This window comes from Burkholderia sp. MSMB1826 (assembly GCF_001526325.1).
GTDB lineage: Bacteria > Pseudomonadota > Gammaproteobacteria > Burkholderiales > Burkholderiaceae > Burkholderia.
The window spans coordinates 141,315-163,616 of the sequence record NZ_LOYN01000015.1; the positions used below are offsets into that span (position 1 = coordinate 141,315).

A 22,302-nucleotide genomic window follows, 5' to 3' on the forward strand; every position below is an offset into this window, starting at 1 on the left:
CGCGGCGCGGCGATGCGCCGGCCTCCGGCTCATCGGTGAGGCTCGCGCTGCGCCTGCCGCGCCTCCCATTCGGCCAGCTCGACGCGATAGCGCGCGAGCGCCTCGTCGTACAGGTCGAAGACGCATGGCGAGCAGCCGCTGTTGCAGCAGTCTTCCAGTTCGGGTTGGATAGGCGGGGTCGGACGGGGATCGTCGACGGACGAATCTCCGGAAGCTTGGTTCGGCACGGCGTGGTCCGGTAATGTGGAGTAGTCAGTATAGGGCGATCCGGGCTGCCGCCGCGTTCGGCAGGCCGGACGGGCGACGACGAACGCGTCCGTCATGGTGCGTTCGTCGGGCACCGCGCGCCGCTGCGTTCGCCCCATTTTCCGTTCCACAGGAGCTGCGCGATGGCCGAAGCCGTAAATCCACCGGAAGTCTGGGCGCCGTTCGGCGCGTTCTCGATGGCCGTGATCCAGGGCGATGGCCGGATCGTGCATCTGAAGGGACAGGTCGCGCTCGACCGCGACGGGCAGGTAGTCGGTGCCGGCGACATGCGCGCCCAGGTTCGGCAAACGCTCGACAACATCCGCGACGTGCTGGCCGCACTGGGCGGGCAGATGCGCGACGTGATCTCGCTCGTCCATTACGCCACCGACATCGATGCGTTCATGCAGACCGGCGACATCCGCAACACGTACTTCGCCGCCCCCTATCCGGTGACGACGACCGTCCAGGTCGAGCGTCTCTACCATCCTGACCTGCTGATCGAGATCGCGGCCATCGCCGAGATTCCGCTCGCGCGGTTTCGTCGTCCCGAGACGGCCGCGTGAAAGACGCCGGCCCCACATGAAGTCGCGCGCCGGTCGCGGCATTTCCAACCGGCGCGCGCTTGCGCGGAACCCGCTCGCTTATTTCGCCGGCGCGCCCGGCTTCACCGCCCCAGGCTTGTCGGCCAGCGGCTGCCACGCGGCGCCGAGCGAATACCAGTCGACGCGGCGCGTGAGCGTCATGATGCCGGCGAGAATCGCGAACAGCAGCAGCGAACCGAGTATCAGCGCATTGTCCTCCGACAGCAGCAGCCCGTAGAGCGCCGCGTACAACATCGCGAGCAGCGCGGCGAACGTCGCGCCGCGCCTCACGCTGTGCAGCACGAACGACAGGTAGAAGCCGAGCAGCCCGATGCATGCGCCGCTCGCCGCGAGATACGCATAGCCGAACGCAATGTGCTCGGACAAGCTCAGCAGCAGCAGGAAGAACAGCGCGAGCGACAGGCCGACCAGCGTGTACTGGATCGGGTGAATGCGCAGCCGCTTCACGAGCTCGTACATGAAGAAGCTCGCGAACGTGAGCATCACGAACAGCGCGCCGTACTTCGTCGCGCGCTCCGCCTGCAGATAGACGTTCACGGGTTCGATCACCGATACCGACGCCATCTCGATCCCGCCGTCGCCGTTGCCGGACGCCACCTGCTCGCGCGCCTTCGTGTTGAACGACGTCACGTGCCAGTTACTGACGAAGCCGCGCGCATCGATCGTGCGCTCCGCCGGCAGGAATTCGCCGCCGAAGCTCGGATGCGGCCACGTCGATTTCAGCGAAAAGTCGTTCTGGTCGCCCACCGGCGCGAACGCGACCGATTCGGCGCCCGCGAGCGGCAGGCCGATGCTGAACGGCACGACCGGCGCCCCGGCGTTTGCGTCCGCCAGCGCCGCGAGATCGACGTTCGCATGCACGCCCTGGCGCAGGCCGTCGAGCCGCGTGCCCTGCTCCACGTCGATCCGCTTGCCGCCGACGCGCAGATCGGGCTGCGCCTTCAGCCCGCGAAGGTCGCCAATGCCGAGCGCGACATAGGCGTCGTCGACCTTGAAGCTCACGTGGCCGTCGGTTTGCGGCAGCTTCTTCAGGTCCGGCAGCGGCAGCGTGCCCGTCATCCGGCTGTCGAGCCCGTACACGAGCGCCTTGTGAATGCCGCGATAGCGCACGCTGACCGACAGCGTGCCGTCGACGTTCAGCGTCTTCGGGAACACGAGCAGCCGTTTCTCCTCGCTTTTCAGGGTGGTTTTCGCCTTACCGCCGGCGCGCACGTCTTCGCTCACGCGCGTGACTTCCGTGTAATGGACGACGAGCACCGGCCCCGTCACCGTCTGCGGCCCCGCATAGCTCGCCCAGATACTCTGCAGCGCGCTTTGCCGATAGTCGGCGCGTTCCCGCACGATGCTCTGGACCATCTGCAGCGGGATCAGGATCGCCAGCGCGAGAAGCGCGGTAATCATGGACTTGAACAACAGGACTCGATTCATTGCTGGCAGGTACCGGAGTGGAAGGTACGGCCAGCATGAGCGGCCCCGGTGAAGCGCGATTGAAGCCGGCGTGAAGCGAATGTGTGGCGGGTGTGAAGCGCGCGGTCAGCCCGCCGACGGCAACGTGAGCGTCGCGCACGCGCCGCCTTCCGCGCGGTTCGCGAGCGCGACCTGGCCACGGTGCAGCATCGCGACTTCGCGGACGAAGCACAGCCCCAGGCCCGTGCTGCGATCCTGCCCGTCCGGGCGCGGCAGCGAATAGAAACGTTCGAACACGCGCGACAGCGCATAGTCGGGCACGCCCGGACCGTCGTCCGCGACGCGCACGACCGCGACGTGCGCCCGACCCGCCGGATGCCGCTCGAGCGCGATCCGGATCGTGCTGCCTTGCGGCGCGAAATCCAGCGCGTTGTCGAGCAGGTTGCCGAGCGCCTGCCGCAGCAGGAACGGATCGCCGTCGACGACCGCCGCACCGCCCCCGTCGGCCGTATCGTTCGCATCGATGCGCAGGCTCACGCCGCGCTGCCGCGCGCGCGGCTCGATATCGTCGACGAGCTGCTCGAGCACCGGTTGCAGCGCGACCGGCTCGTGCACCGACAGGCGCTGCTTCTGCTCGACCTCGGCCAGCGCGAGCAGCTTGCGGATCATCTGTTCGAGGCGGCCGGCCTGACGGCGGATGTTCTCGGTGAAACGCCTGCGGTTCGCGACCGGCATGTCCTCCTGCAACAGCTCGGCCGCGCCGCTGATCGCGGCCAGCGGGCTTTTCATCTCGTGCGTGAGCGTGTGGATGTAGGTTTCGACGTACTGCCGGTCTTCCAGCCGCTGATGCATGCTTTCCACCGCGCGTCCGAGCTCGGCCAGCTCGTTCGCGCCCTGCAGCGGCATCGACGCGCGCTCGCCGGCCGCGATCGCCCGCGCATAGCGCTGCAGGCGCCGCAACCCGAGCACCAGCCACCACGTGCACGCGGCGCCGATCAGGATCGCGCCGCCCATCAGCAACGCGCCGTACAGCATGATCTTGCGCTGGCTGCGCGCGATGAACGGCGCGACCGTCTGGTTCGGCTTCGCGATCGTCAGCACGCCGATGATCTCGTTGCCGCGCCGGATCGGCGCCGCCACGTGCATCACGGTGCTGCTGTCGTCGTTCGGATCGCTGCGCGTGCTGCGCGCGCCGTATTCGCCGCGCAGCGTCCGGTACACGTCGTTCCAGCGCGAATAGTCCTGCCCGACCGCGCGGCCGGCCGAGTCGTAGCGCACGATGCCGTGTGCGTCGGTAATGTAGAGACGGTAGCCGATCGCGTTCTTCTGGATGCCCCACACGTTCGCGCTGACCGGGCGCTCGTGCAGTTTCCCGAGCTGCCGTGCGAACGCACCGTCGGCGATATGGCCGTTCGCCATGTCGTCGGCGGCCAGTGTCGCCAGCACCTGCGCGGTATCGACGAGCGTGTCCTCCATCGCTTCGCGCACGCCGGGCTTCACCTCCTGCACGAACACGCGCAGCGTGATCAGCGCGGCCAGGCCGACGATCAGGAAAAAGCCGAAGAAGATGCGCAGGCCGATATGCATGGGCGGTGCCGGTCGTTACGGTTGCAGCGAATAACCCATCCCGCGATGCGTGCGGATCGGGTCGCGCTCGGGATCGATCGCACGCAGCTTCGCGCGCAGCGTCTTGACGTGCGTGTCGACCGTGCGGTCGGTCGAATCGAGCGCCTCGTGCCACACGAGATCCATCAATTGTTCGCGCGAATAGATGCGCCCCGGATGCCGGACCAGCAGCGCCAGCAGCCCGAATTCGTAGCGCGTGAGGTCCAGCGCGTGGCCAAGCCACGACACGCGCGCACCGTCGGCGTCGAGCGCGAAGCCGGTGGCGACCGGTGCAGACACATGCGCCGATGCGGATACGGATGCAGATGCGGGCGCCGGTTCCGGCGTGGCCGCCCGGTGGAAGCGGCGCAGGATCACGCGCACCCGCGCGGCCAGCTCGCGCGGCGAAAACGGCTTGACGACGTAATCGTCGGCACCGATCTCGAGCCCGACGATCCGGTCGATCTCGTCGTGCCGCGCGGTCAGGAAAATCACCGGAATATCGGTGAACGTGCGCAGCCGCCGGCATACCTCGAAGCCGCTGAGGTCCGGCAGACCGACGTCGAGCACCACGAGATCGACACGCGTGTCGCGCAGGCGGTCGAGCGCCGCCTGCCCGAGCGTGCAGTGAACGGTCTGCATGCCGTCGGTGCCGAGGGCGTAGACGATCGTGTCCGCGATCGCCTGTTCGTCTTCGACGATCAGAATGGTGGGCTGAGTCATGGTCTCGGGGTCGGGTCGCGCAATCCGGTGCGACATTGTACGCACGGCCGGCGTTGGCGAGCCCCCTCCCCCGCGCGCTACGCGACGCGCCCACTCACCGGAATCGACGCACCGGTGATCGCCTGCGCATCGTCCGACAGCAGGAATCCGATCGTCGCCGCGAGCTGTTCGGGTCGCACCCAGCGCGAGAAGTCGGCGTCGGGCATGTCCTTGCGGTTCGGCGGCGTGTCGATGATGCTCGGCAGCAGCGCGTTCACGGTCACGCCGCGATCGAGCAGTTCCGCCGCCAGCGCCTCGGTGAGCCGCGCGACACCCGCCTTCGCGGCCGCATACGCGCCCATCCCCACGCCGGCCTTGAATGCCGCGCCCGCGCCGATGTTGACGATGCGGCCGGCCCGGCTCGCCGCCAGGTACGGCAGCGCGGCCTTCGACGCGTTCAGCGCCGTCTTCACGTTCAGTTCGTACATGCGGTCCCACGTGGCGGCGTCGCCGTCGGCGATCGTCTGCCACGTGAATGCACCGGCGATGTTCAGCAGCGCGTCGACGCGGCCGAATTCGCGGTTGACCGTTTCGAGCGCCTGCACGGCGGCCTGCGGATCGACGAGATCGATGCCGCCGATGCGCAGCGCATCGGCCGGCACGCCGGGCAGCGCCTGCGCCGCCGGGGCCGCGCCGCGGCCGATCAGCGCGACGCGTGCGCCGCGCTCGCCGAGCCACGCGGCCGTCGCGATGCCCAGATGACCGAAGCCGCCGGTGATCGCGACTGCCTTGCCTTTCAGGTCGTGTTCCATCGATGTGTTCTCCCGGATCGAGGGTGATTGGATCAAATGCCGACAGCGTAGCGCCGTTCACGCGTTCGTGCGCCCGGCGACGAGGGTGCAGCGATACGGTTGGGCCGTCGTTTCGCCGTGATTATCGGGCACCGGCCGGCTGCGGCATCGCGAGACGGATCGCAAGCCCGTGCATCGCCGGCGAAACCCGACAAGCGCGCAGTCGGACGGCCGGGCATAATGCGCGATGCCCGCCACGCGCGGCGCGCGGCACGACAGCCGGGCCGGCCTGCCCGACGGCCCGTGTCGCCGCCGGCTCTCGCATCCCGAACCTCAACCCGTCAATCCCATGCAAGTACTCGTCATCGGAACCGGCAAGCTCGCCCACGAGCTGCTCGGCTCGCACCAGCTCGACCCGGCCACCTGTCGCGTGATGCCGTGGTCGGACAGCACGCGGACCGACGCCCGGTCGATCGTCGTCCATGCCGGCTCCGGCCGCGAACTCGCCGTGGCGATCGCGTTCTGCCAGGCCACGGCGTCGCCGCTCGTCGAGTTGTCGACCGGCTCCGACCTCGAAACCGGGACGTACGGCTTTCCGGTCGTGCTGTGTCCGAACACGAACATCCTGATGCTCAAGTTCATGAGCATGCTGGAAACCAGCGGCCACCTGTTTCGCGACTGCGCAATCAGCGTGACCGAGTCGCATCAGGCCGGCAAGACGTCCGTCCCCGGCACGGCCGTCGGCATCGCCCAGGCACTTGGCGTGCAGCCGGCCGCCATCCGCTCCGTGCGCGACCCGGCCGTGCAGCGCAGCGAATTCGGCATCCCCGACGATCAGCTCGGCCGCCATGCGGTTCACCGGATACGCATCGACGACGGCACATGCAGCCTGCAGTTCGAATCGCGCGTATCCGGTGCGACGCCCTATGCGGACGGCGTATCGCGCATCGTCGAGGCCGTCCGGCAGCACGAGCTCGAGCAACGTCGCTATTCGATCGTCGAATTCATCCGCAACGGCTGGCTGTAGTCGCGGCGGAGGCAGCGGCAGGCACGGCCCCGCATCGCGCGGGCCGCACGCCGACGCCGGCGCGGCCTCGCCGCAACCGCCGCCTCGCCGGCCCACCGCTACCCGTCCCCCAGCACCGCCCCGCTCTCCGGCAAGGTCGCCCCGCCGTCGACGACGATCGTTTGCCCGGTGATGTACGAAGCGTCGGCCGATGCGAGAAACAGCATCGCATTCGCGATGTCCTCGGGCTCGCCCATCCGTGCCAGCGGAATGTCGCGCGCGATTTGCGCCGCGACCGACGCGTCGCCGAGATTGCCGGCCGCCGGCGTGCGGATCATTCCCGGTTCGACGCCGTTGACCGTCACGTTGCGGCGCGCCAGCTCCAGCGCCGCCGCCCGAATGAAGCCGTTCACGCCGGCCTTCGACGCCGCGTAATGCGCAAGCCCCGGATAGGCGACGCGCGGCCCCGTCACCGACGACGTGACGAGCAGCCGCCCGGCCCCTGCGCGCTCGAACGCCGGCAACGCGGCCTGCGCGAGCCAGAACAGCGCCGACAGGTTGACCGACAGCGTGCGCTCGAGCGTCGGTTCGTCGATCCGTGCGAACGGCGTCAACGGAAAATACGCGGCATTGTGGACGACGACATCGAGCCGGCCGCCATCGCGCTCGACCGCCGCCACGAGCGCAGCCAGTTCATCCCGGCGCGCGGCATCGACCCGATACGCGCGTGCCGTGCCGCCCGTACCGGCCAGCGCGTCGGCCTGCGCGGCTGCCGCGTCGCCGTTCAGGTCGGCGAGCGCGACGAACGCGTCGGATTCCGCGAAGCGGCGGGCAATCGCCGCGCCGATCCCTTGCGCGGCGCCCGTGACGAGCACGACACGCCCGCTGAAGTCCGCGCGCACGCGGCCGCTGCCTAGCATGGCAGTCATCGCTCCTCCTCGCCGCCGAGCGGGTGCACGGTTTCGTTCAGCACCTGCGCGTAAGCGCCGATCGGGAAATTCGACAGCGTGCCGAAATCGCCGCCCTGATAGCCGAAGATCTTGCCGTCGGTCTTGCGCTGCGCGAGATCGATCAGCACGACGCCGAGCGTCGGCACCACCTTTTCGCGCCACACGAACAGATACAGCTCGTCCGCGATCCTGAAGTAATGACAGCGGTCGACGTCGGCCAGCCCGCGTTCGACGCCCTGCAGGCACTGCCATGCGTAGAAATTCTCGTTCAGGTAGATGTGCTCGTAGCATTCGGTCGGGCTGTAGCGGTACATCGTCCGCTTGCCGATCAGCTCGCGCGTGGGCGCATGCAGCGGCCCCGGCCGAGCGTGGCCGCCGAGCGTGCCGTGCCGGAATTGCGCATCGACGGCCGTCAACGGCAGCCCGCGCGCGACGCGCGTGAACGCATCGATGCGCGTGTCGGCTTCCGTCGGCAGGGTCCCGACGACCGACGTCCACACGCCGGTGTCGAGATCGATCACGAGACTCACCGATGTCGCGCGAGCGGTGGCATCGATGTAGTCGACGAAGTACAGGCCGTCGCGCAGCCGCGTCACGCGGCACGGCGCGCGGCCGCCCGTATCGGTCACCGGATCGCGCCACTGCAGCGCGCCCGGCTCGAACGTATGGACGCGCCACACGCCCGCTGCGTCGCCGAGCGCCAGTGTCCGCCCGACGAGCGCGTCGACGGGTGCGAGGACGTTCGCTTCCGGCGCGAAGCCGTCCGCCAGTGCGCCCACCTGAATGAATACCGGATCCTGTCGTTCCACCTGCCGTCTCCCGCGCAGCTTCAGGCCCGGCGGGCCGTGTACGCTGCTCATGCGCACATGGTGCGGGCGGCGTGCGCCGCGCGGTATCCGCCAAAAGGATGAAGGGCGCGCGGCGCCGGAACGCGCTAGAGTGCACGTGATCCGCGCCGCGACCGGCGCGAGGAGCGCACATGCACCGTGTCATCCATTACCGACGCAGCGATGAAGGCATCGAGGCAATCAGCCTCGAATCCGATCGCGCGTTTCCGCGCCACGCGCACGACGAATTCGGGGTCGGCGTGATTGTCAGCGGTGCGCACCGGTCGTGGAGCGGCCGCGGGCAAGTCGACGCGCTGGCCGGCGACGCGATCATGGTCAACCCCGGCGAGATGCACGACGGCTCGCCGCTCGAGGCCGACGCCGGCCGGCGCTGGCGGATGCTGTACCTCGCCCCCGCGCTGGTCGCGGGCGTCGCGGCGGAAGAAGGCCTCGGCGGCGTCGAGCTTGCGCACCCGGCCGTGCGCGACGCATGGCTCGCCGCCGCGGTCGGCCGGCTGCATGCGCGCATCGTCGCAGGCGAAACCCAGCCGCTGGCCCGCGACGAAGCGCTCGTGATGCTCGTCGCCGGTTTGCTCGCCCGGCATGCCAACCGCACGCTGCCGGCGGCGGGCGTCGCGCCGGCGGTCCGCGTCGCCCGCGAGCGGCTCGACGCAGCGCCGGGCGCGCCCGTGTCGCTCGCCGAGCTGGCCGACCTGAGCGGCGTCAGCCGCTTCCAGTTGCTGCGCGGCTTCGCGCGCGAGCTCGGCATCACGCCGCATGCCTATCTGGTTCAGCAGCGCACGCGGCTCGCGCGTGCGCTGCTGGCCGGCGGCCTGCCGATCGCCGATGCCGCGGCCGAGGCCGGCTTTGCGGATCAGAGCCACCTGACGCGCGCGTTCGCGCGCCAGTTCGGGATCACGCCGGGGCGGTTCACGCAGGCGGGTTGAGTCGCGCTGTCGCCCGCGCAGCTCGAGGCCGCCGGGCGCCCTGCATCCGCAGTCGATTGCCGCCTCGACGGCGGCCGCGACCGATTGCGTCCGTCCATGTCGACGGCGCACCGCATTCGACGCCTCCCCTTGCTGCAATTTCGTTCAAGACGCGCGCTAGCCGGTGCGCGACGATGCGGCACATGAAGACACGACTGATCGGCTATCTCTATCTCGCCGCCGCGATGGCAGGCGTCGGCAGCACCGTCATCGCGAGCCGTCTCGCGGCCGGCGGCCTGCCGCCGTTCACGGCCACCGCGCTGCGCTTCCTGATCGCGACCCCGCTGCTGCTCGCGCTGATGCACGCGCAGCGCATGCGCTGGCCGCGCATTTGCGCACGCGACGCCGTGCTGCTCGTGATCCAGGCCGCGGCGGGCGGCGTCGGCTACACGGTGCTGCTGATCAGCGGCACGAAGCTGTCGTCGCCGCTCGATGCGGGCGTGATGCTCGGCACGCTGCCGGCGATGTCGACGCTGATCGCGGCCGTCGTGCTGCGCGAGCGGCAGACGCCGCGCGACTGGCTGGCCGCCGCGCTCGCCACGGCCGGCGTGCTGTTCGTCACGTTCGCGCCGGGCCACGCGATGCCGTCGCTCCAGACGCTTGCCGGCGATGCGCTGGTGCTGGCGGCCGTCGCATGCGAAGCGGTCTTCATCCTGCTCAACCGGCGGCTCGCCGCGCCGTTGCCGCCGCTCGCGCTTTCCACCGCGATGTCGGGCCTCGGCTTCGTGCTCGCACTCGTGCCGGCCGCGTTCGAATGGCATGCGCTGACGAGCGGCTGGACCGTCGGCGCGGTGTCGGCGATCGCGTACTACGCGTTGATTCCGACCGTGCTCGGCTACCTGTGCTGGTATGCGGGCTCGGCGCGCACGAGCGGCACCGAAGCGGCCCTCTTCACGGCGGTCGCGCCGGTTTCGGCCGTGCTGTTCGCGGTCGTCCTGTTCGGCGAAACGCTGACCGGCACGCGCGTCGCGGGCATCGCGCTCGTCGTCGCCGGCATGCTCGTCGGCGCGACGCGACGGCGCGAGCGGCCCGTCGAAGAATCACGCACGACGCTCGCCGCGCGGACCGCCACCGACTGACTCGCGTTCATCGCGCCCGCGGAAACGGCGGCGGCCCCTCCCGTCGCGTCGCCGGTCGATCCCGCCTTCGCGCGACACGGCCGGCGCCTGTAGGAATGTGTCCGCACACCGCAAAACCGTTGCGCGCGACTGCGCAAGATGCAATATTCGCGTGGCCGGGCCCTTTGACAACCATCGAACGACAATCCCCACGCAATGAACAGGAAGGAAGCCAAAACAAGAATCGCGGTGCTGCTATCCGCGGGAACGAGGAAGGCCGACGCGCTGGCCGAACTGTCCGGACAGGGGCTCAAGGATCGCGTGCTCGCGCAGCTGATCGCGTCGCGCCCGGATCCCGAACGCTGCCGCAAGAACAAGGTGCACATCCGGATCCTGATCGGCCTCGGCGTCGCCCAGTTGGTCATCAGCCTGATGCTTGCGTACTACTTCTTCGCGTCCGGCGCCGGCGGCGTCCTCGTTACCGTCTTCCTTGCGTTGACCGTGCCGCTGTCGCTGCTGTTCATCTGGGGCTTCGCGACCCATCGTGTCGGCGCGTATCACGCGTTCATCCTGCTGTCGCTGCTGCAGATGCCGAAGACCGTCGCCGATCTCGGGCGCGATCCGTCGTCCGCGCTGCCGAGCCTCGCGATCACGGCCGTGCTCGTCGGTTACGTGTGGTTCGTCCGCAACCGGTTGTTCCCCGACTACGGCTGGTTCACGCCGCGCAAGGTCGAAGGCCGCTACGCGTTCGTGGAACGCGCCTGACGCCACGACGTCGCGTCGGGCGCAAAAAAAGGCGCCAGGCCTTCCCGCCATCGCGGAAAGGCCCGGCGCCTTCTGCATTCCGGAACCGATCGGCTTACTTCGCCTTTTCGGCCGAATCGCTGATCGCCTGGCCACCCTTCGAAATATCCTGGCCCATGCCTGCGACCGTGTTGCAACCGGCGAGCGCGGCGGTCACCACCAGCAGCATTGCAGCAATCGTACGCGTCATTCTCATTCTCCTTCGAATCAACAAGCCCGACCGGGCGAATCGTTTGTGGCGTGGCGCCCGGCACGCTGCCGGACACGGGGCCTGACCTGATTATACGGAGGCGCGCGCCAATACGGCCCCGCGCGCTCGCAGATTTTTCTTGACTTCATCGCGCCACCCACTAATATACGCATCGCGTATATTTTCCGCCCAGGAGCCGCCGATGACCGTCCCCCAGCAAGCCTTCCTCCGCGACGCGATGCGCCGCCTCAACATGACCCGCGAGGCATTCGCGAATCGCATCGGCGTCAGCCGACGTGCGCTGGATACCTGGCTGCTTCCGGACGATTCGCAGGAATCGCGCGGCATGCCGGAGATCGTCGAGCGCTTCGTGTCGGAAATCGTCGAACGCTCGGCGCCGGACGGCGAAAACTATACGCAAAGCGTAGACAAACAAGGGCTCGCGAAGCAATTCCTGTTCGAAGGCAAGCCGCAATTGATCTCGGTCGACCAGTTCTCGCGGGATTCGGTCGAGGCGCTGTTCCGCGTGGCCGACGTCATGCAGCCGATCGCGCGACGCCACAAGATTTCGCGGGTGCTCGAAGGCGCCGTGCTCGGCAACCTGTTCTTCGAAGCCAGCACGCGCACGCGCGTGTCGTTCGGCGCGGCCTTCTGCCGGCTCGGCGGCTCGGCGTGCGACACGACGGGCTTCACGTTCTCGTCGATGGCCAAGGGTGAATCGATCTACGACACGAGCCGCGTAATGGCCGGCTACGTCGACGCGCTCGTGATCCGTCATCCGGAAAAAGGCTCGGTGGCCGAATTCGCACGCGCGACCAACCTGCCGGTGATCAACGGCGGCGACGGCCCCGGCGAGCACCCGAGCCAGGCGCTGCTCGACCTCTATACGATCCAGCGCGAGTTTTCGCGGCTCGGCAAGATCGTCGACGGCGCGCACATCGCGCTGGTCGGCGACCTGAAGTACGGCCGCACCGTGCACTCGCTCGTCAAGCTGCTCGCGCTGTACCGCGGGCTGAAGTTCACGCTCGTGTCGCCGCCGACGCTCGAGATGCCGGCGTACATCGTCGACCAGATCGCGACGAATGGCCATGTGGTCGAGCAGACGAACGACCTCGCGGCCGGGCTGCGCGGCGCGGACGTCGTCTACGCGACGCGGATCCAGAAGGAGCGCTTCACCGACGAGTCGTTCGAAGGCTACACGCCGGATTTCCAGATCAACCAGGCGCTCGTCGACTCGGTATGCAAGCCCGACACGCTGATCATGCATCCGTTGCCGCGCGACAGCCGGCCCGGCGCGAACGACCTGTCGGTCGACCTGAACCGCGACCCGCGTCTCGCGATCTTCCGGCAGACCGACAACGGCATTCCGGTGCGGATGGCGATTTTCGCGGTATTGCTCGGCGTCGAGAACCTCGTCCAGCATTCGATGCGCGACGCGACGTGGCGCCCGCCGGCGTACCTCGGGCCGGAGGATGCGGTGTTTCACGGCATCGACTGACGCCGCACCGGCGTGTCGCGCCCGCCTGCCATTGGCTGGCGCAGCGGGCACGCTCGCTCGGTTCGAAACGCGCCGCATTGCACGGCGCGTTTTTCGTTTCGGCGCGGTTGACGGAGGCTGGCAACCGGAAGCTACCGCGCCCACGGATCGATCGCTCTAAGCCCCACCGTCTCGAACGGCGCACCTCGCGAGTGGCCGCGATCACGCCGTTCGCCCCGGCCGATCGGCCATTTCCGCCGACCAGCCGCCGCCACCCCTCCGCAACATTCGTCAACGATTCCCTTACAAACGATAACAAGAACGCTTCTCATTCAACCAAAAATTACATAGAATGCCGCCTGAAAACAAATCGTAATAATTCCCGGCGGCATGCACATTTCCGCAGCGTCCCGGGGCCACACCGCGAGGTCGAAGCGCACCATGAAGTCCCGTCCCGACGAGCTGAAGCTCGGTAAATTCACCACCCTGTGCAGCGTGCTCGCCGCGAGCCCCGCGTTCGCCGACGGCACGCCGCCCGCGGCGCCCGCCAGCACCGAAGGCCACCTCGCGCCGATCGAGATCCAGGGCAAGACCGAGCACAGCTACAAGGCCGACTTTTCCGCTTCCGCGAAATTCACCGCGCCGCTCGTCGACACGCCGAAATCCGTCACCGTGATCCCGCAGGAACTGATCCAGAGCAGCGGCGCGGCAACGCTGACCGAAGCGCTGCGCACGGTGCCCGGCATCACGTTCGGCGCCGGCGAAGGCGGCAATCCGCTCGGCGACCGTCCGTTCATCCGCGGCTACGACACGCAGGGCAGCATGTTCGTCGACGGCATGCGCGATACGGGCGCCACCACGCGCGAGATCTTCAACACCGAGCGCGTCGAGATCACCAAGGGTTCCGACGGCGCCTACGGCGGCCGCGGCGGCGCCGGCGGCAGCATCAACCTGATCACGAAGGCCCCGCATCTGGGCACGACGGCCGCCGCGAGCGCGGGCCTCGGCACCGACCGCTATCGCCGCTTCACCGCCGACGGCAACTGGCAGTTCGCCGATCACGCCGCGTTCCGCCTGAACCTGATGAGCCACAACAACGACGTCGCCGGCCGCGATGCCGTCAACAACGAGCGCTGGGGCGTCGCGCCGTCGATCGCGTTCGGCCTCGGCACGCCGACGCGCGTGACCGCGAGCTACTACCACCTGCAGACGGACGACATGCCCGACGGCGGCATCCCGTACTTCTACACGACCTCGAACAAGCCCGCGAACGTCGGCACGATCTATCCGGCGCCCGTCGATCGCCACAACTTCTACGGCCTGATCGACCGCGACTTCCGCAAGACGACGTCGGACATCAGCACGATCAAGATCGAGCACGACATCACGCCGAACCTCACGGTGCGCAACACCACGCGCTACACGGAATCGACGCAGGACTACATCTGGACGCAGCCGGACGACAGCCAGGGCAACGTGGTGAACGGCAAGGTCTGGCGCCGCAACAACAACCGCGACAGCTCGATCAACAGCCTCGCGAACCTGACCGAGCTGTTCGGCGAATTCCGTACGGGCCCGTTCAAGCACAGCTTCACGACCGGTATCGAGCTGTCGCGCGAATGGGGCAAGCGCGATTCGTACACGGTCGCGACCGACAAGGGCACGATCTGCCAGAAAGGCATCGGCGCGCCGTCGGGCTACAACTGCACGAGCCTCTGGTCGCCGAACCCGAACGATCCGTGGGCCGGTTCGATCACGCGCAACAACGACTACGCGCATGCGCGCACGACGACGAAGTCGATCTACGGCTTCGACACGATCGAGCTCACGCCGCGCTGGCAGGTGAACGCCGGCGTACGCGTCGACGACTACTCGACCCGCTTCACCGATACCGCGGCCAACGGCGGCAAGACCTATACGCGCGACGACACGCTGTTCAACTGGCAGGCCGGCCTCGTATTCAAGCCCGCGCAGAACGGCAGCATCTACGCGTCGTATGCGACGTCGTCGACGCCCGCCGGCATGCTGCTCGGCGAAGGCAGCGAAACGCAGTCGCTCACGCCGGGCCGCGGCGGCGCCGGGCCCAACGCCGACCAGATGGCGCCCGAGAAGAACCGCAGTATCGAGCTCGGCACGAAGTGGAACGTGCTGAACGACAAGCTGTCGCTGACGGCCGCGCTGTTCCAGATCGATACGACGAACGCGCGCGTGACGCTGCCGAACAATCAGTACGCGATGGTCGGCAACAAGCGCGTGCAGGGTCTCGAGCTCGGCCTCGCCGGCCAGATCACGAAGCAATGGCAGGTGTTCGGCGGCTACACGTACATGAAGAGCGAACTGCGCGACAACGGCAAGGACGCCGCGAACAACGGCAACCGCTTCCCGAACACGCCGAAGCACAGCCTCACGATGTGGTCGAACTACGACGTCACGCCGAAGTTCACGGTCGGCGGCGGCGCGTTCTACATGTCGGAAGTGTTCGGCGATCCCGCGAACCTGCGCGCCGTGCCGTCGTACTGGCGCTTCGACGCGATGGCGCAGTACCGGATCAACAAGAAGCTCGACCTGCAGCTGAACGTGAACAACCTGTTCAACCGCACCTACTTCGATCAGGCGTATCCGGCGCACTATGCGTCGATCGCCCCGGGCCGCTCGGCGTTCGTCACGCTGAACGCGCGCTACTGATCGATGGAAGCCGTATCGCTGAAGGCGCTCGCGTCAGTATCGCCGCGCGCGTTCGCCGACATCCTGGCCGGGCCGCCCGAACGCGCCGCCGCGTGGGTCGCGGCGGCGGCCGACCACGGCATCGTCGACGCGCAGGCCGTCTACGGGCAGTACCTGCTCGACGGGCACGGCGTCGCACGCGATCCGGCCGCCGCGCTCAACTGGTTCCGGCACGCGGCGCGGGCCGGCCACCCGATGGCGATGAACATGCTCGGGCGCTGCTACGAGTTCGGCTGGGGCACGGCCGCGTGCGCGCCGGTCGCCGTGTACTGGTACCGGCTCGCCGCGCACGCGGGCCTCGACTGGGGCATGTACAACTACGCGACTGCCCTTGCGCTCGGCAACGGCGTCGACGAGAACCGCGCCGACGCGCTCGACTGGTTCCGCCGCGCGGCCGCGCTCGGCCATGCGAAATCGATCAACCTGATCGGCGGCTTCTACGAGGACGGCTGGGTCGTACCCGTCGACACCGACGCCGCGTTCGACCACTATCGCCGCGCCGCCGTTGCCGGCGACTTCCGCGGCCAGTTCAACTATGCGCGGCTGCTCGCGGAGCGCGGGCGCGTCGACGAAGCGCTCGTCTGGCTCGCGCGCGTGCCGGCCACTGCGACACCCGCGTTCATCGCGAAGATGCGCGCGTATCTCGCACAGTCGCCGGTCGACGCTTTTCGGGCGGCGGCCGTGCAACTGGCGCCGCCCGCAATGGAAACAGCACCATGATGCTTCATATCCCCGGCGTACTGACCCGGGCGCAAGTCGCGCAATGCCGCGAGTTGCTCGATGCCGCCGAATGGATCGACGGCAACGCGACGTCCGGCGCACAGTCGGCACTCGCGAAACGCAACCGGCAATTGCCGGAAGGCTCGCCGGCCGCGCGCGCGGTGGGCGACGCGATCCAGGACGCGCTCGCGCGCCATCCGCTGTTCTTTTCGGCGGCGCTGCCGCTCAAGGTGTTTCCGCCACTGTTCAATCGCTATGAAGGCGGCGAAGCGTTCGGCACGCACGTGGACAACGCGATCCGGCTGCTGCGCGGCACGGATTTCCGCGTGCGCAGCGACCTGTCGGCGACGCTGTTTCTCGAGGAGCCCGAAGCGTACGACGGCGGCGAGCTGTGCGTGGAAGACACGTACGGCGTGCATCGCGCGAAGCTGCCGGCGGGCGATCTCGTGCTGTATCCGGCGTCGAGCCTGCATCACGTGACGCCGGTGACGCGGGGCGAGCGCGTCGCGTCGTTCTTCTGGATTCAGAGCATGGTGCGCGACGATGGCGATCGCACACTGCTGTTTCAGCTCGATACGCAGATTCAGGCGCTTTCCGCCGAAAAAGGGGCGAAGGATCCCGTGGTCATTTCGCTCACCGGGATTTATCACAACCTGTTGAGGAAGTGGGCGGACGCGTAGCGCGAGCCGGTCACGCCCCGGCGCTTGCGCCGCGTCGAAAGGCGGGTCTAAAATGACCATCGTCAAATGACCATGCTCATATCATGATGCCGCACGCTCCCGTATCGAAATCCGAATTCAAGGCTCGCGCACTCGAGTACTTCCGGCTCGTCGAGGCGTCGGGCGAAAGCCTGATCGTCACCGACCACGGCAAACCGACGCTCGAGATCCGGCCGTATCGCTCGCGCGAAACTCAGCCGTTGGACATATTGCGCGGGTCGGTCATGCGCTACGACAATCCTCTCGATCCGATTGCGGAAGATGATTGGGAGGCGTCGCGGTGATCGTGCTGGATACGCATGCATTGGTGTGGTGGGTAACGGGCGACCCTGCGCTCAGCAGGAAGGCGCGAAGCGCGATCGATCGTGCACGGAGCGAAGGCGCGCTCGCCGCATCCGCCATCTCCGCGTGGGAAATTGCGATGCTGGTTCGCAACGACCGCCTCGCACTGACGATGGATGTCGACGCATGGCTCGCCACCGTCGCGCAGATCGACGGCATGCGCTTCGTGCCGGTCGATGCCGACATCGCCGCGAAATCCACCGACCTGCCCGGCACGTTCCACAAGGATCCGGCCGATCGCATGATCGTCGCGACCGCGCGGCGGCTCGGCGCGCCGCTCGTCACGCGCGACGAAAAAATCCGCGCGTACGCGCACGTCAAGACGCTCTGGTGAGCGTTGCCCGCCCGTGGGTCGAACCGCACCGCACGCTCCGCCGGACTCTGGCATATTGGCGATTCGTCTGACCAAAACGACCGCGGCCGCCCCACTCGATATCGGCGCGTGGCCCGCAACCGTCCTCGCGCCATTGGCCCGCTACCGTGATACCGCTCTCCGATCCCGCCGTCCGGTCGATCGCCCTGCGGGAGTCGCACGAAGGGTTCGTCGATCTCTCGTTCGGCGATCGCCATTGGGCCGTCATGCAGAACGAATCGCACGCAATTTACGGTCCTGTCGACGAAAGCATGCTCGACGTATCTTCGCGATGACGGTTTTCCCGATCCGACACGCGTGACCCGGTAACATCCTCACTTGCCGATCCCCGCGTGCTCCCGCACAATCGCAGCACCTGCCTCACTCCCCTCGCGCCGATGTCCTATGCGTCACTCGCCACCGGCGTCCTGCTCGCCGGCGGCCTTGGTCAACGCTTCGACCCGAGCGGCCTGCACAGCAAGCTGCTCGCTCGGCTTCCCGACGGCACGCCGGTGGCGGTCGCCGCCGCCCGCCGTCTCGCGGCCGCCACCGCCGACGTGATCGCCGTCGTGCGTCCCGGCGCCGAAGAGCTTGCGATTCTGCTGAACGAAGCCGGCTGCCAGGTCATCTATGCACCCGACGCGTTGCGCGGCATGGGCGCGAGCCTCGCGGCCGGCGTCCGCACCACGCCCGACGCGAGCGGCTGGCTCGTCGCGCTCGGCGACATGCCATGGATCGCGGCGTCCACTTACGAAACGGTCACACGCGCGCTCGAGGCCGACCACGCGTCGATCGTCGCGCCCGCGCATCGCGGCGTGCGCGGCCACCCGGTCGGTTTCGCCGCGCACCATTTCGATGCGCTCGCCGCCCTCGACGGCGACACGGGCGCCCGCGCGCTGCTCGCCAGCGCGCCGGTGACACTGCTCGACGTCGACGACCCCGGCATCCTGCGCGACGTCGATACACCGGCGGATTTGCGCTGACGTCGATTGCGCAGGCCGGCAAGATCCCGACCGAACACCGCCAATGAGCGGATTTCGCCGACGATCGACCGCCCGCCGCAAGAATCCCGCTGCAAACCCGCGCCCGATTGGCTATAACGGAGACGAGGCGCGCCCGCCGCGCCGCCGCCGTCACGCACCGCGCGAGTTCTCCATGAGCGATCACACGACCCCGACGCCCGAGCCACCGGCCGACCCGAACCGCGATCCGGAAGACGATCCGTTCTCGTCGCCGCCCGGTCATCATCACGACAACCCGCAGCAGCCGGACGGACCGCCGAGCAAGGATCCGGTCTAGCCGCGCGCGGCCGCTCCGCGAACGCGCCTTGCGCCTTGCGCGACTGCGGTCTAGCGTGCCGTATAGCCGCCGTCGATCGGCAACGATACGCCGCTGATCATCGACGCCGCCTCGCTCAGTAAAAACAGGATCGGCTCGACGACTTCGTCCGGCTCCGCGAACCGGCCGAGCGGGATCGCGGCCAGCATCGGCGCGCGCTTCTCCGGTTCGCTCCATGCGAACTGCGCCATCGGCGTAAGCGTGACGGTGGGGTTCACGCTGTTCACACGAATGCCGTGCGGCCCGAGCTCGATGCACAGCACGCGCGTGATCGCGTCCATCGCCGCCTTCGACGCGCAATAGCTCAGATGCGCGGGCAAGCCGACGAGCGCGGCCTGACTCGACACGTTGACGATGCTGCCCCGTGCGTGCGCCGCGCCGCGTCCGTCGCGCTCGATCATCTTTCGGGCCACGGCCCGTGCGACGAGCGCCGCGCCGCGCGCGTTGACGGCCATCACGCGATCGAAATCCGCGGCTCCGACATCGAGCGCCGGTTCGAGCGACGCGATCCCCGCGCAATTGACGAGACCGTCGAACGCATCGTATGCAGCGAGTGCGGCATCGATCGCGTGTTCGTCGCCGCCGACGTCCATGCGCAACGTCTCGCACGCAATCTCGCCGGCGAGCGTGTCGAGCGCGGCCATGTCGCGCCCGGCCGCGACGACGCGCGCGCCGGCGTGCGCCAGCGCGACCGCGCATGCGCGGCCGATTCCGCTCGATGCGCCCGTGACGAGCACCGTTGACCCGCCGAAATCGAATCGTGTGTTCATGATGGTGTGCCCAGCCTGTGCATGATCGGCTTGAGTGCCGGATACAGCGCCGTGTACAGCGAAAAACGCGCGTCGTACGTTTTCGCGCGGTCGGCATCGGGCCGTGCGCGCTCGACGAGCGTGACCCAGCCGCCTTGCGCGTCGTCGCGCGACACGAGCCCCGCGCCGACCCCCGCGAGCAGCGCAGCGCCCATCGCGGCTTCGACGTCCTGCTCGATCGTCCACACCGGGAAGCCCGTCACGTCCGCGATGATCTGCATCCACAGCGCCGAATGCGCGGCGCCGCCGACGACGATCAACCGATCGTCCAGCGCCACCGCGCCGCGGCGGCCGGCCTCGATGTTGTGGCGCAACGCGAACGCGACGCCTTCGAGCACTGCACGATAAAGATGCGCACGCGTATGCGCGAGACTCAGCCCGACGAACGCGCCGCTCGCCTTCGCATCCCACACCGGGCTGCGCTCGCCCATCAAATACGGCAGGAACAGCACGCCGTCGGCGCCGGCCGGCACACGCTCGGCCGCCTCCTCGAGCAGCGCGTGCGGATCGCCGTGCGGCAGCAGGCGCGCCGCATCGATTTCCGCGTGGCAGAACTGGTCGCGAAACCACGCGACCGACGCGCCGGCCGCGATCGCGCCGCCGAACACGTACAGGTCGCGCTGCCCGTCGAATACGTGCGGCATGCTGACGAGGCCGTGGCGTGCATCGACATGCCGGTTCACGTAGCCCCAGCACATGCTGGTGCCGATCATCGCGACGTGCTGCCCGGCACGCGTCGCGCCGGCCGCGAAGGTCGCCACCGCCGCGTCGACGCCGCCCGCGACGACGGGCGTGCCGGCCGGCAGCCCGAGTTGCGCGGTCCATTGCGACAGCAGGCCGCCGACGATGTCCGTCGAATCGACCAGCCGTTCGGGCATCATCGTCGCCGGAATGCCGAGCATGTCGAGCGCGTCGTCGGACCACTCGCGGCGCGCGACGTCGTACACGCCGCCGATATTGCCGGCCGAACTGTGGTCGACCGCCACTTCGCCGGTCAGCAGATAGATCACGTACGCGTTCGGCGGCAGGAAATAGCGCACGTTCGCCCATACGTCCGGCCGCTGGTCGCGCAGCCACAGCATCTTGGTGAACCCGTAGTAGCTGTCGACGCCATTGCCGGTGATCACGCGCAGCCGCTCGACGTTCACGTGCTCGTCGACCCAGTCGACTTCCGCGGTCGCGCGCCGGTCCATCCAGATCAGGCACGGATGCAGCGGCCGCATGTCGATGTCGACCGGGATGCCCGAGCCGCCGTACAGGCTGCTCACGCACACCGCACGGATCGCATCGGCCGGCACGCCCTGCACGCGCGCGTCGCTCACGCAGCCGGCGATGCAGTCGAGCACCGCGTCGAACCACACCTGCGGCCACTGCTCGGCCCACAGCGGGCGCGGCGTATCGGGCTGGTAGCCGGCCGAGCGCCGCGCGACGATCGTGCCGTGCCGGTCGACCAGCAGCGCCTTGGTGCTCTGCGTGCCGATGTCGACGCCTATGACGTATTCCATGATGTCTCCGGTGAGGCGCACGCCGGCCGTCAGCGGGCCGGCTTCAGCAGCACCTTGATCGATTCGGGCGATTTCGCGATGCGGATCGCGTCGTCCCAGTCCTCCAGCGCGAAACCGTGCGTGACGATGCCCTTCGACGTGACGAGCCCGCGCGCGAGCAGGTCGATCGCGACCGGATAGCAGTATGGCCCGAGATGCGCGCCGCGCACGTCGAGCTCCTTGCGATCGCCGATGATCGACCAGTCGACGGTCGCATCCTCGCCGAACACGCTGAATTCGACGAAGCGGCCGAGCTTGCGGATCAGGTCGAGCCCCTGGTTCACGCCGACCGGCGCGCCGGTCGTCTCGATGTAGACGTCGCAACCGTAGCCGTCGGTGAGCGCGCGGACGATCTCGCGCGCATCGTCGCGCCGCGGGTTGATCGTCACGTCGGCGCCGTACTGACGCGCGAGTTCGAGCCGTTCGTCGATCAGGTCGATCACGACGAGTTTCTTCGGCGTCTTCAGGTGCGCGACCTGCGTCATCATCAGCCCGAGCGGGCCCGCGCCAGCGATCACGACGACGTCGTCGAGCTGGACGTCGCCGCGATTCACCGTATGGATCGCGCACGACAGCGGCTCGATGATCGCCGCATCCTCGAGCGATACGCCAAGCGGGATCTTGTGGACGATGGCGGTCGGCGGAATGCGCATGTACTCGGCCATTCCGCCGTCGGCGACTTCGCGCTGGAAGCCGAAGATGTTGTGCACCTCGCACATCCAGTACTGGCCCGACTTGCAATAGCGGCACTTGCCGCACGGCACGATCTGCTCGGCGATCACGCGATCGCCGATCGCCACGCCGAAATGCTCGGCCGCGCCGTCGCCGAGCGCTTCGACATGGCCGAAGAATTCGTGGCCGGGGATCACCGGCGCCTTCACCCACGGGCTCGGTCCGCCCCAGAACATCTTGGCGCCGGTATAGCACTTGCAGTCGCTCGCGCAGATGCCGCATGCGGCGATGCGGATCACGAGCTCGTTCGTACCGGGGCGCGGCTTCGCGACCTGTTCGACGCGATAGTCCTCGGGGCCGTGGCAGACGACCGCGGTCATGCGCGGCTGGGCTTCGGGTGTCGTCATGAGTTGTCTCTTTTCCAATTG

The 22,302-nt window shown here is 68.3% G+C and carries 24 protein-coding genes; 13 read left to right on the plus strand and 11 right to left on the minus strand.

Going from position 1 to position 22,302, the window contains the following annotated elements; translation table 11 throughout:
- Positions 1–29: 29 nt before the first annotated feature.
- Complete coding sequence (locus tag WS95_RS36010; RefSeq protein ID WP_082720231.1) at positions 30–227, minus strand: oxidoreductase-like domain-containing protein; 198 nt, start codon at positions 225–227, stop codon at positions 30–32.
- 162 nt (positions 228–389) lie between these two features.
- Here WS95_RS36010 and WS95_RS07620 point away from each other — a divergent pair, with 162 nt between their 5' ends.
- Complete coding sequence (locus WS95_RS07620; protein WP_059823136.1) at positions 390–812, plus strand: RidA family protein; 423 nt, start codon at positions 390–392, stop codon at positions 810–812.
- Between the two features lie 78 nt (positions 813–890).
- On the opposite strand, the gene creD is transcribed toward WS95_RS07620, so the two are convergent.
- From creD to WS95_RS07640, 4 genes are all read right to left on the minus strand, one after another.
- A complete protein-coding gene (gene creD / locus WS95_RS07625) occupies positions 891–2,279 on the minus strand; it encodes a cell envelope integrity protein CreD (protein WP_059823138.1) in 1,389 nt (462 codons plus the stop codon).
- A 105-nt stretch (positions 2,280–2,384) separates the two neighbouring features.
- Positions 2,385–3,845, minus strand: a complete 1,461-nt coding sequence (creC, locus tag WS95_RS07630; RefSeq protein ID WP_059823139.1) for a two-component system sensor histidine kinase CreC — start codon at positions 3,843–3,845, stop codon at positions 2,385–2,387.
- Between the two features lie 15 nt (positions 3,846–3,860).
- Positions 3,861–4,586 (minus strand): two-component system response regulator CreB, encoded by a 726-nt coding sequence (gene creB, locus WS95_RS07635; RefSeq protein WP_059780600.1) that lies wholly within the window; start codon positions 4,584–4,586, stop codon positions 3,861–3,863.
- Between the two features lie 77 nt (positions 4,587–4,663).
- Positions 4,664–5,377, minus strand: coding sequence for an SDR family NAD(P)-dependent oxidoreductase (locus tag WS95_RS07640; protein WP_059780601.1), 714 nt, complete (start codon positions 5,375–5,377; stop codon positions 4,664–4,666).
- Positions 5,378–5,705: 328 nt separating this feature from the next.
- Between WS95_RS07640 and WS95_RS07645 the strand changes: the two genes are divergently transcribed.
- Positions 5,706–6,383, plus strand: a complete 678-nt coding sequence (locus WS95_RS07645) for a dihydrodipicolinate reductase C-terminal domain-containing protein (protein WP_059780602.1) — start codon at positions 5,706–5,708, stop codon at positions 6,381–6,383.
- Between the two features lie 98 nt (positions 6,384–6,481).
- Here WS95_RS07645 and WS95_RS07650 read toward each other — a convergent pair whose 3' ends face one another.
- Positions 6,482–7,291, minus strand: a complete 810-nt coding sequence (locus tag WS95_RS07650; RefSeq protein WP_059823141.1) for an SDR family oxidoreductase — start codon at positions 7,289–7,291, stop codon at positions 6,482–6,484.
- A complete protein-coding gene (locus WS95_RS07655) occupies positions 7,288–8,121 on the minus strand; it encodes a molybdenum cofactor biosynthesis F family protein (protein ID WP_059823531.1) in 834 nt (277 codons plus the stop codon). Before WS95_RS07655 ends, WS95_RS07650 begins: the two co-directional genes overlap by 4 nt.
- 170 nt (positions 8,122–8,291) lie before the next feature.
- Here WS95_RS07655 and WS95_RS07660 point away from each other — a divergent pair, with 170 nt between their 5' ends.
- The 3 genes from WS95_RS07660 (at position 8,292) to WS95_RS07670 (ending at position 10,948) form a co-directional block, all read left to right on the plus strand.
- Positions 8,292–9,086, plus strand: a complete 795-nt coding sequence (locus tag WS95_RS07660; protein ID WP_059823142.1) for an AraC family transcriptional regulator — start codon at positions 8,292–8,294, stop codon at positions 9,084–9,086.
- Positions 9,087–9,268: 182 nt separating this feature from the next.
- Positions 9,269–10,204: a DMT family transporter gene (locus WS95_RS07665; protein WP_059780666.1), complete on the plus strand. Its 936-nt coding sequence runs from the start codon at positions 9,269–9,271 to the stop codon at positions 10,202–10,204.
- Positions 10,205–10,399: 195 nt separating this feature from the next.
- Positions 10,400–10,948, plus strand: a complete 549-nt coding sequence (locus WS95_RS07670; protein WP_034204472.1) for a hypothetical protein — start codon at positions 10,400–10,402, stop codon at positions 10,946–10,948.
- Between the two features lie 94 nt (positions 10,949–11,042).
- Here WS95_RS07670 and WS95_RS07675 read toward each other — a convergent pair whose 3' ends face one another.
- Positions 11,043–11,177 carry an entericidin A/B family lipoprotein gene (locus WS95_RS07675; RefSeq protein WP_034204471.1) on the minus strand — a complete coding sequence of 45 codons (135 nt, stop codon included), beginning with the start codon at positions 11,175–11,177 and terminating at the stop codon, positions 11,043–11,045.
- A gap of 202 nt (positions 11,178–11,379) precedes the next feature.
- Here WS95_RS07675 and WS95_RS07680 point away from each other — a divergent pair, with 202 nt between their 5' ends.
- From WS95_RS07680 to WS95_RS35310, 8 genes are all read left to right on the plus strand, one after another.
- Complete coding sequence (locus WS95_RS07680) at positions 11,380–12,675, plus strand: aspartate carbamoyltransferase (RefSeq protein WP_059823144.1); 1,296 nt, start codon at positions 11,380–11,382, stop codon at positions 12,673–12,675.
- A 420-nt stretch (positions 12,676–13,095) separates the two neighbouring features.
- Positions 13,096–15,339, plus strand: a complete 2,244-nt coding sequence (locus WS95_RS07685; protein ID WP_059823146.1) for a TonB-dependent receptor — start codon at positions 13,096–13,098, stop codon at positions 15,337–15,339.
- Between the two features lie 3 nt (positions 15,340–15,342).
- Positions 15,343–16,098, plus strand: coding sequence for a tetratricopeptide repeat protein (locus tag WS95_RS07690; protein WP_059823149.1), 756 nt, complete (start codon positions 15,343–15,345; stop codon positions 16,096–16,098).
- The gene (locus WS95_RS07695; RefSeq protein ID WP_034204467.1) at positions 16,095–16,778 is read left to right on the plus strand and encodes a Fe2+-dependent dioxygenase; all 684 of its coding nucleotides are present in this window, start codon (positions 16,095–16,097) and stop codon (positions 16,776–16,778) included. Before WS95_RS07690 ends, WS95_RS07695 begins: the two co-directional genes overlap by 4 nt.
- 83 nt (positions 16,779–16,861) lie before the next feature.
- Positions 16,862–17,101, plus strand: a complete 240-nt coding sequence (locus tag WS95_RS07700; RefSeq protein WP_034204466.1) for a type II toxin-antitoxin system Phd/YefM family antitoxin — start codon at positions 16,862–16,864, stop codon at positions 17,099–17,101.
- A complete protein-coding gene (locus WS95_RS07705; protein ID WP_059823532.1) occupies positions 17,098–17,493 on the plus strand; it encodes a type II toxin-antitoxin system VapC family toxin in 396 nt (131 codons plus the stop codon). Before WS95_RS07700 ends, WS95_RS07705 begins: the two co-directional genes overlap by 4 nt.
- A 416-nt stretch (positions 17,494–17,909) precedes the next feature.
- Positions 17,910–18,494, plus strand: a complete 585-nt coding sequence (locus tag WS95_RS07715; protein WP_059823150.1) for a nucleotidyltransferase family protein — start codon at positions 17,910–17,912, stop codon at positions 18,492–18,494.
- Positions 18,495–18,666: 172 nt separating this feature from the next.
- The gene (locus WS95_RS35310; protein WP_179949931.1) at positions 18,667–18,810 is read left to right on the plus strand and encodes a hypothetical protein; all 144 of its coding nucleotides are present in this window, start codon (positions 18,667–18,669) and stop codon (positions 18,808–18,810) included.
- A gap of 50 nt (positions 18,811–18,860) precedes the next feature.
- Here WS95_RS35310 and WS95_RS07725 read toward each other — a convergent pair whose 3' ends face one another.
- Genes WS95_RS07725 through WS95_RS07735 form a run of 3 tightly spaced genes read right to left on the minus strand, consistent with a single transcriptional unit; the run spans position 18,861 to position 22,281 of the window.
- Positions 18,861–19,619, minus strand: coding sequence for an SDR family oxidoreductase (locus WS95_RS07725; RefSeq protein WP_059823152.1), 759 nt, complete (start codon positions 19,617–19,619; stop codon positions 18,861–18,863).
- Entirely contained in the window at positions 19,616–21,163 is a 1,548-nt protein-coding gene (locus WS95_RS07730) for an FGGY-family carbohydrate kinase (protein WP_059823153.1), read from the minus strand. The genes WS95_RS07725 and WS95_RS07730 overlap by 4 nt, the downstream gene beginning before the upstream one ends.
- Before the next feature lie 29 nt (positions 21,164–21,192).
- Positions 21,193–22,281, minus strand: coding sequence for an alcohol dehydrogenase catalytic domain-containing protein (locus WS95_RS07735; protein WP_034204461.1), 1,089 nt, complete (start codon positions 22,279–22,281; stop codon positions 21,193–21,195).
- Positions 22,282–22,302 lie beyond the last annotated feature (21 nt).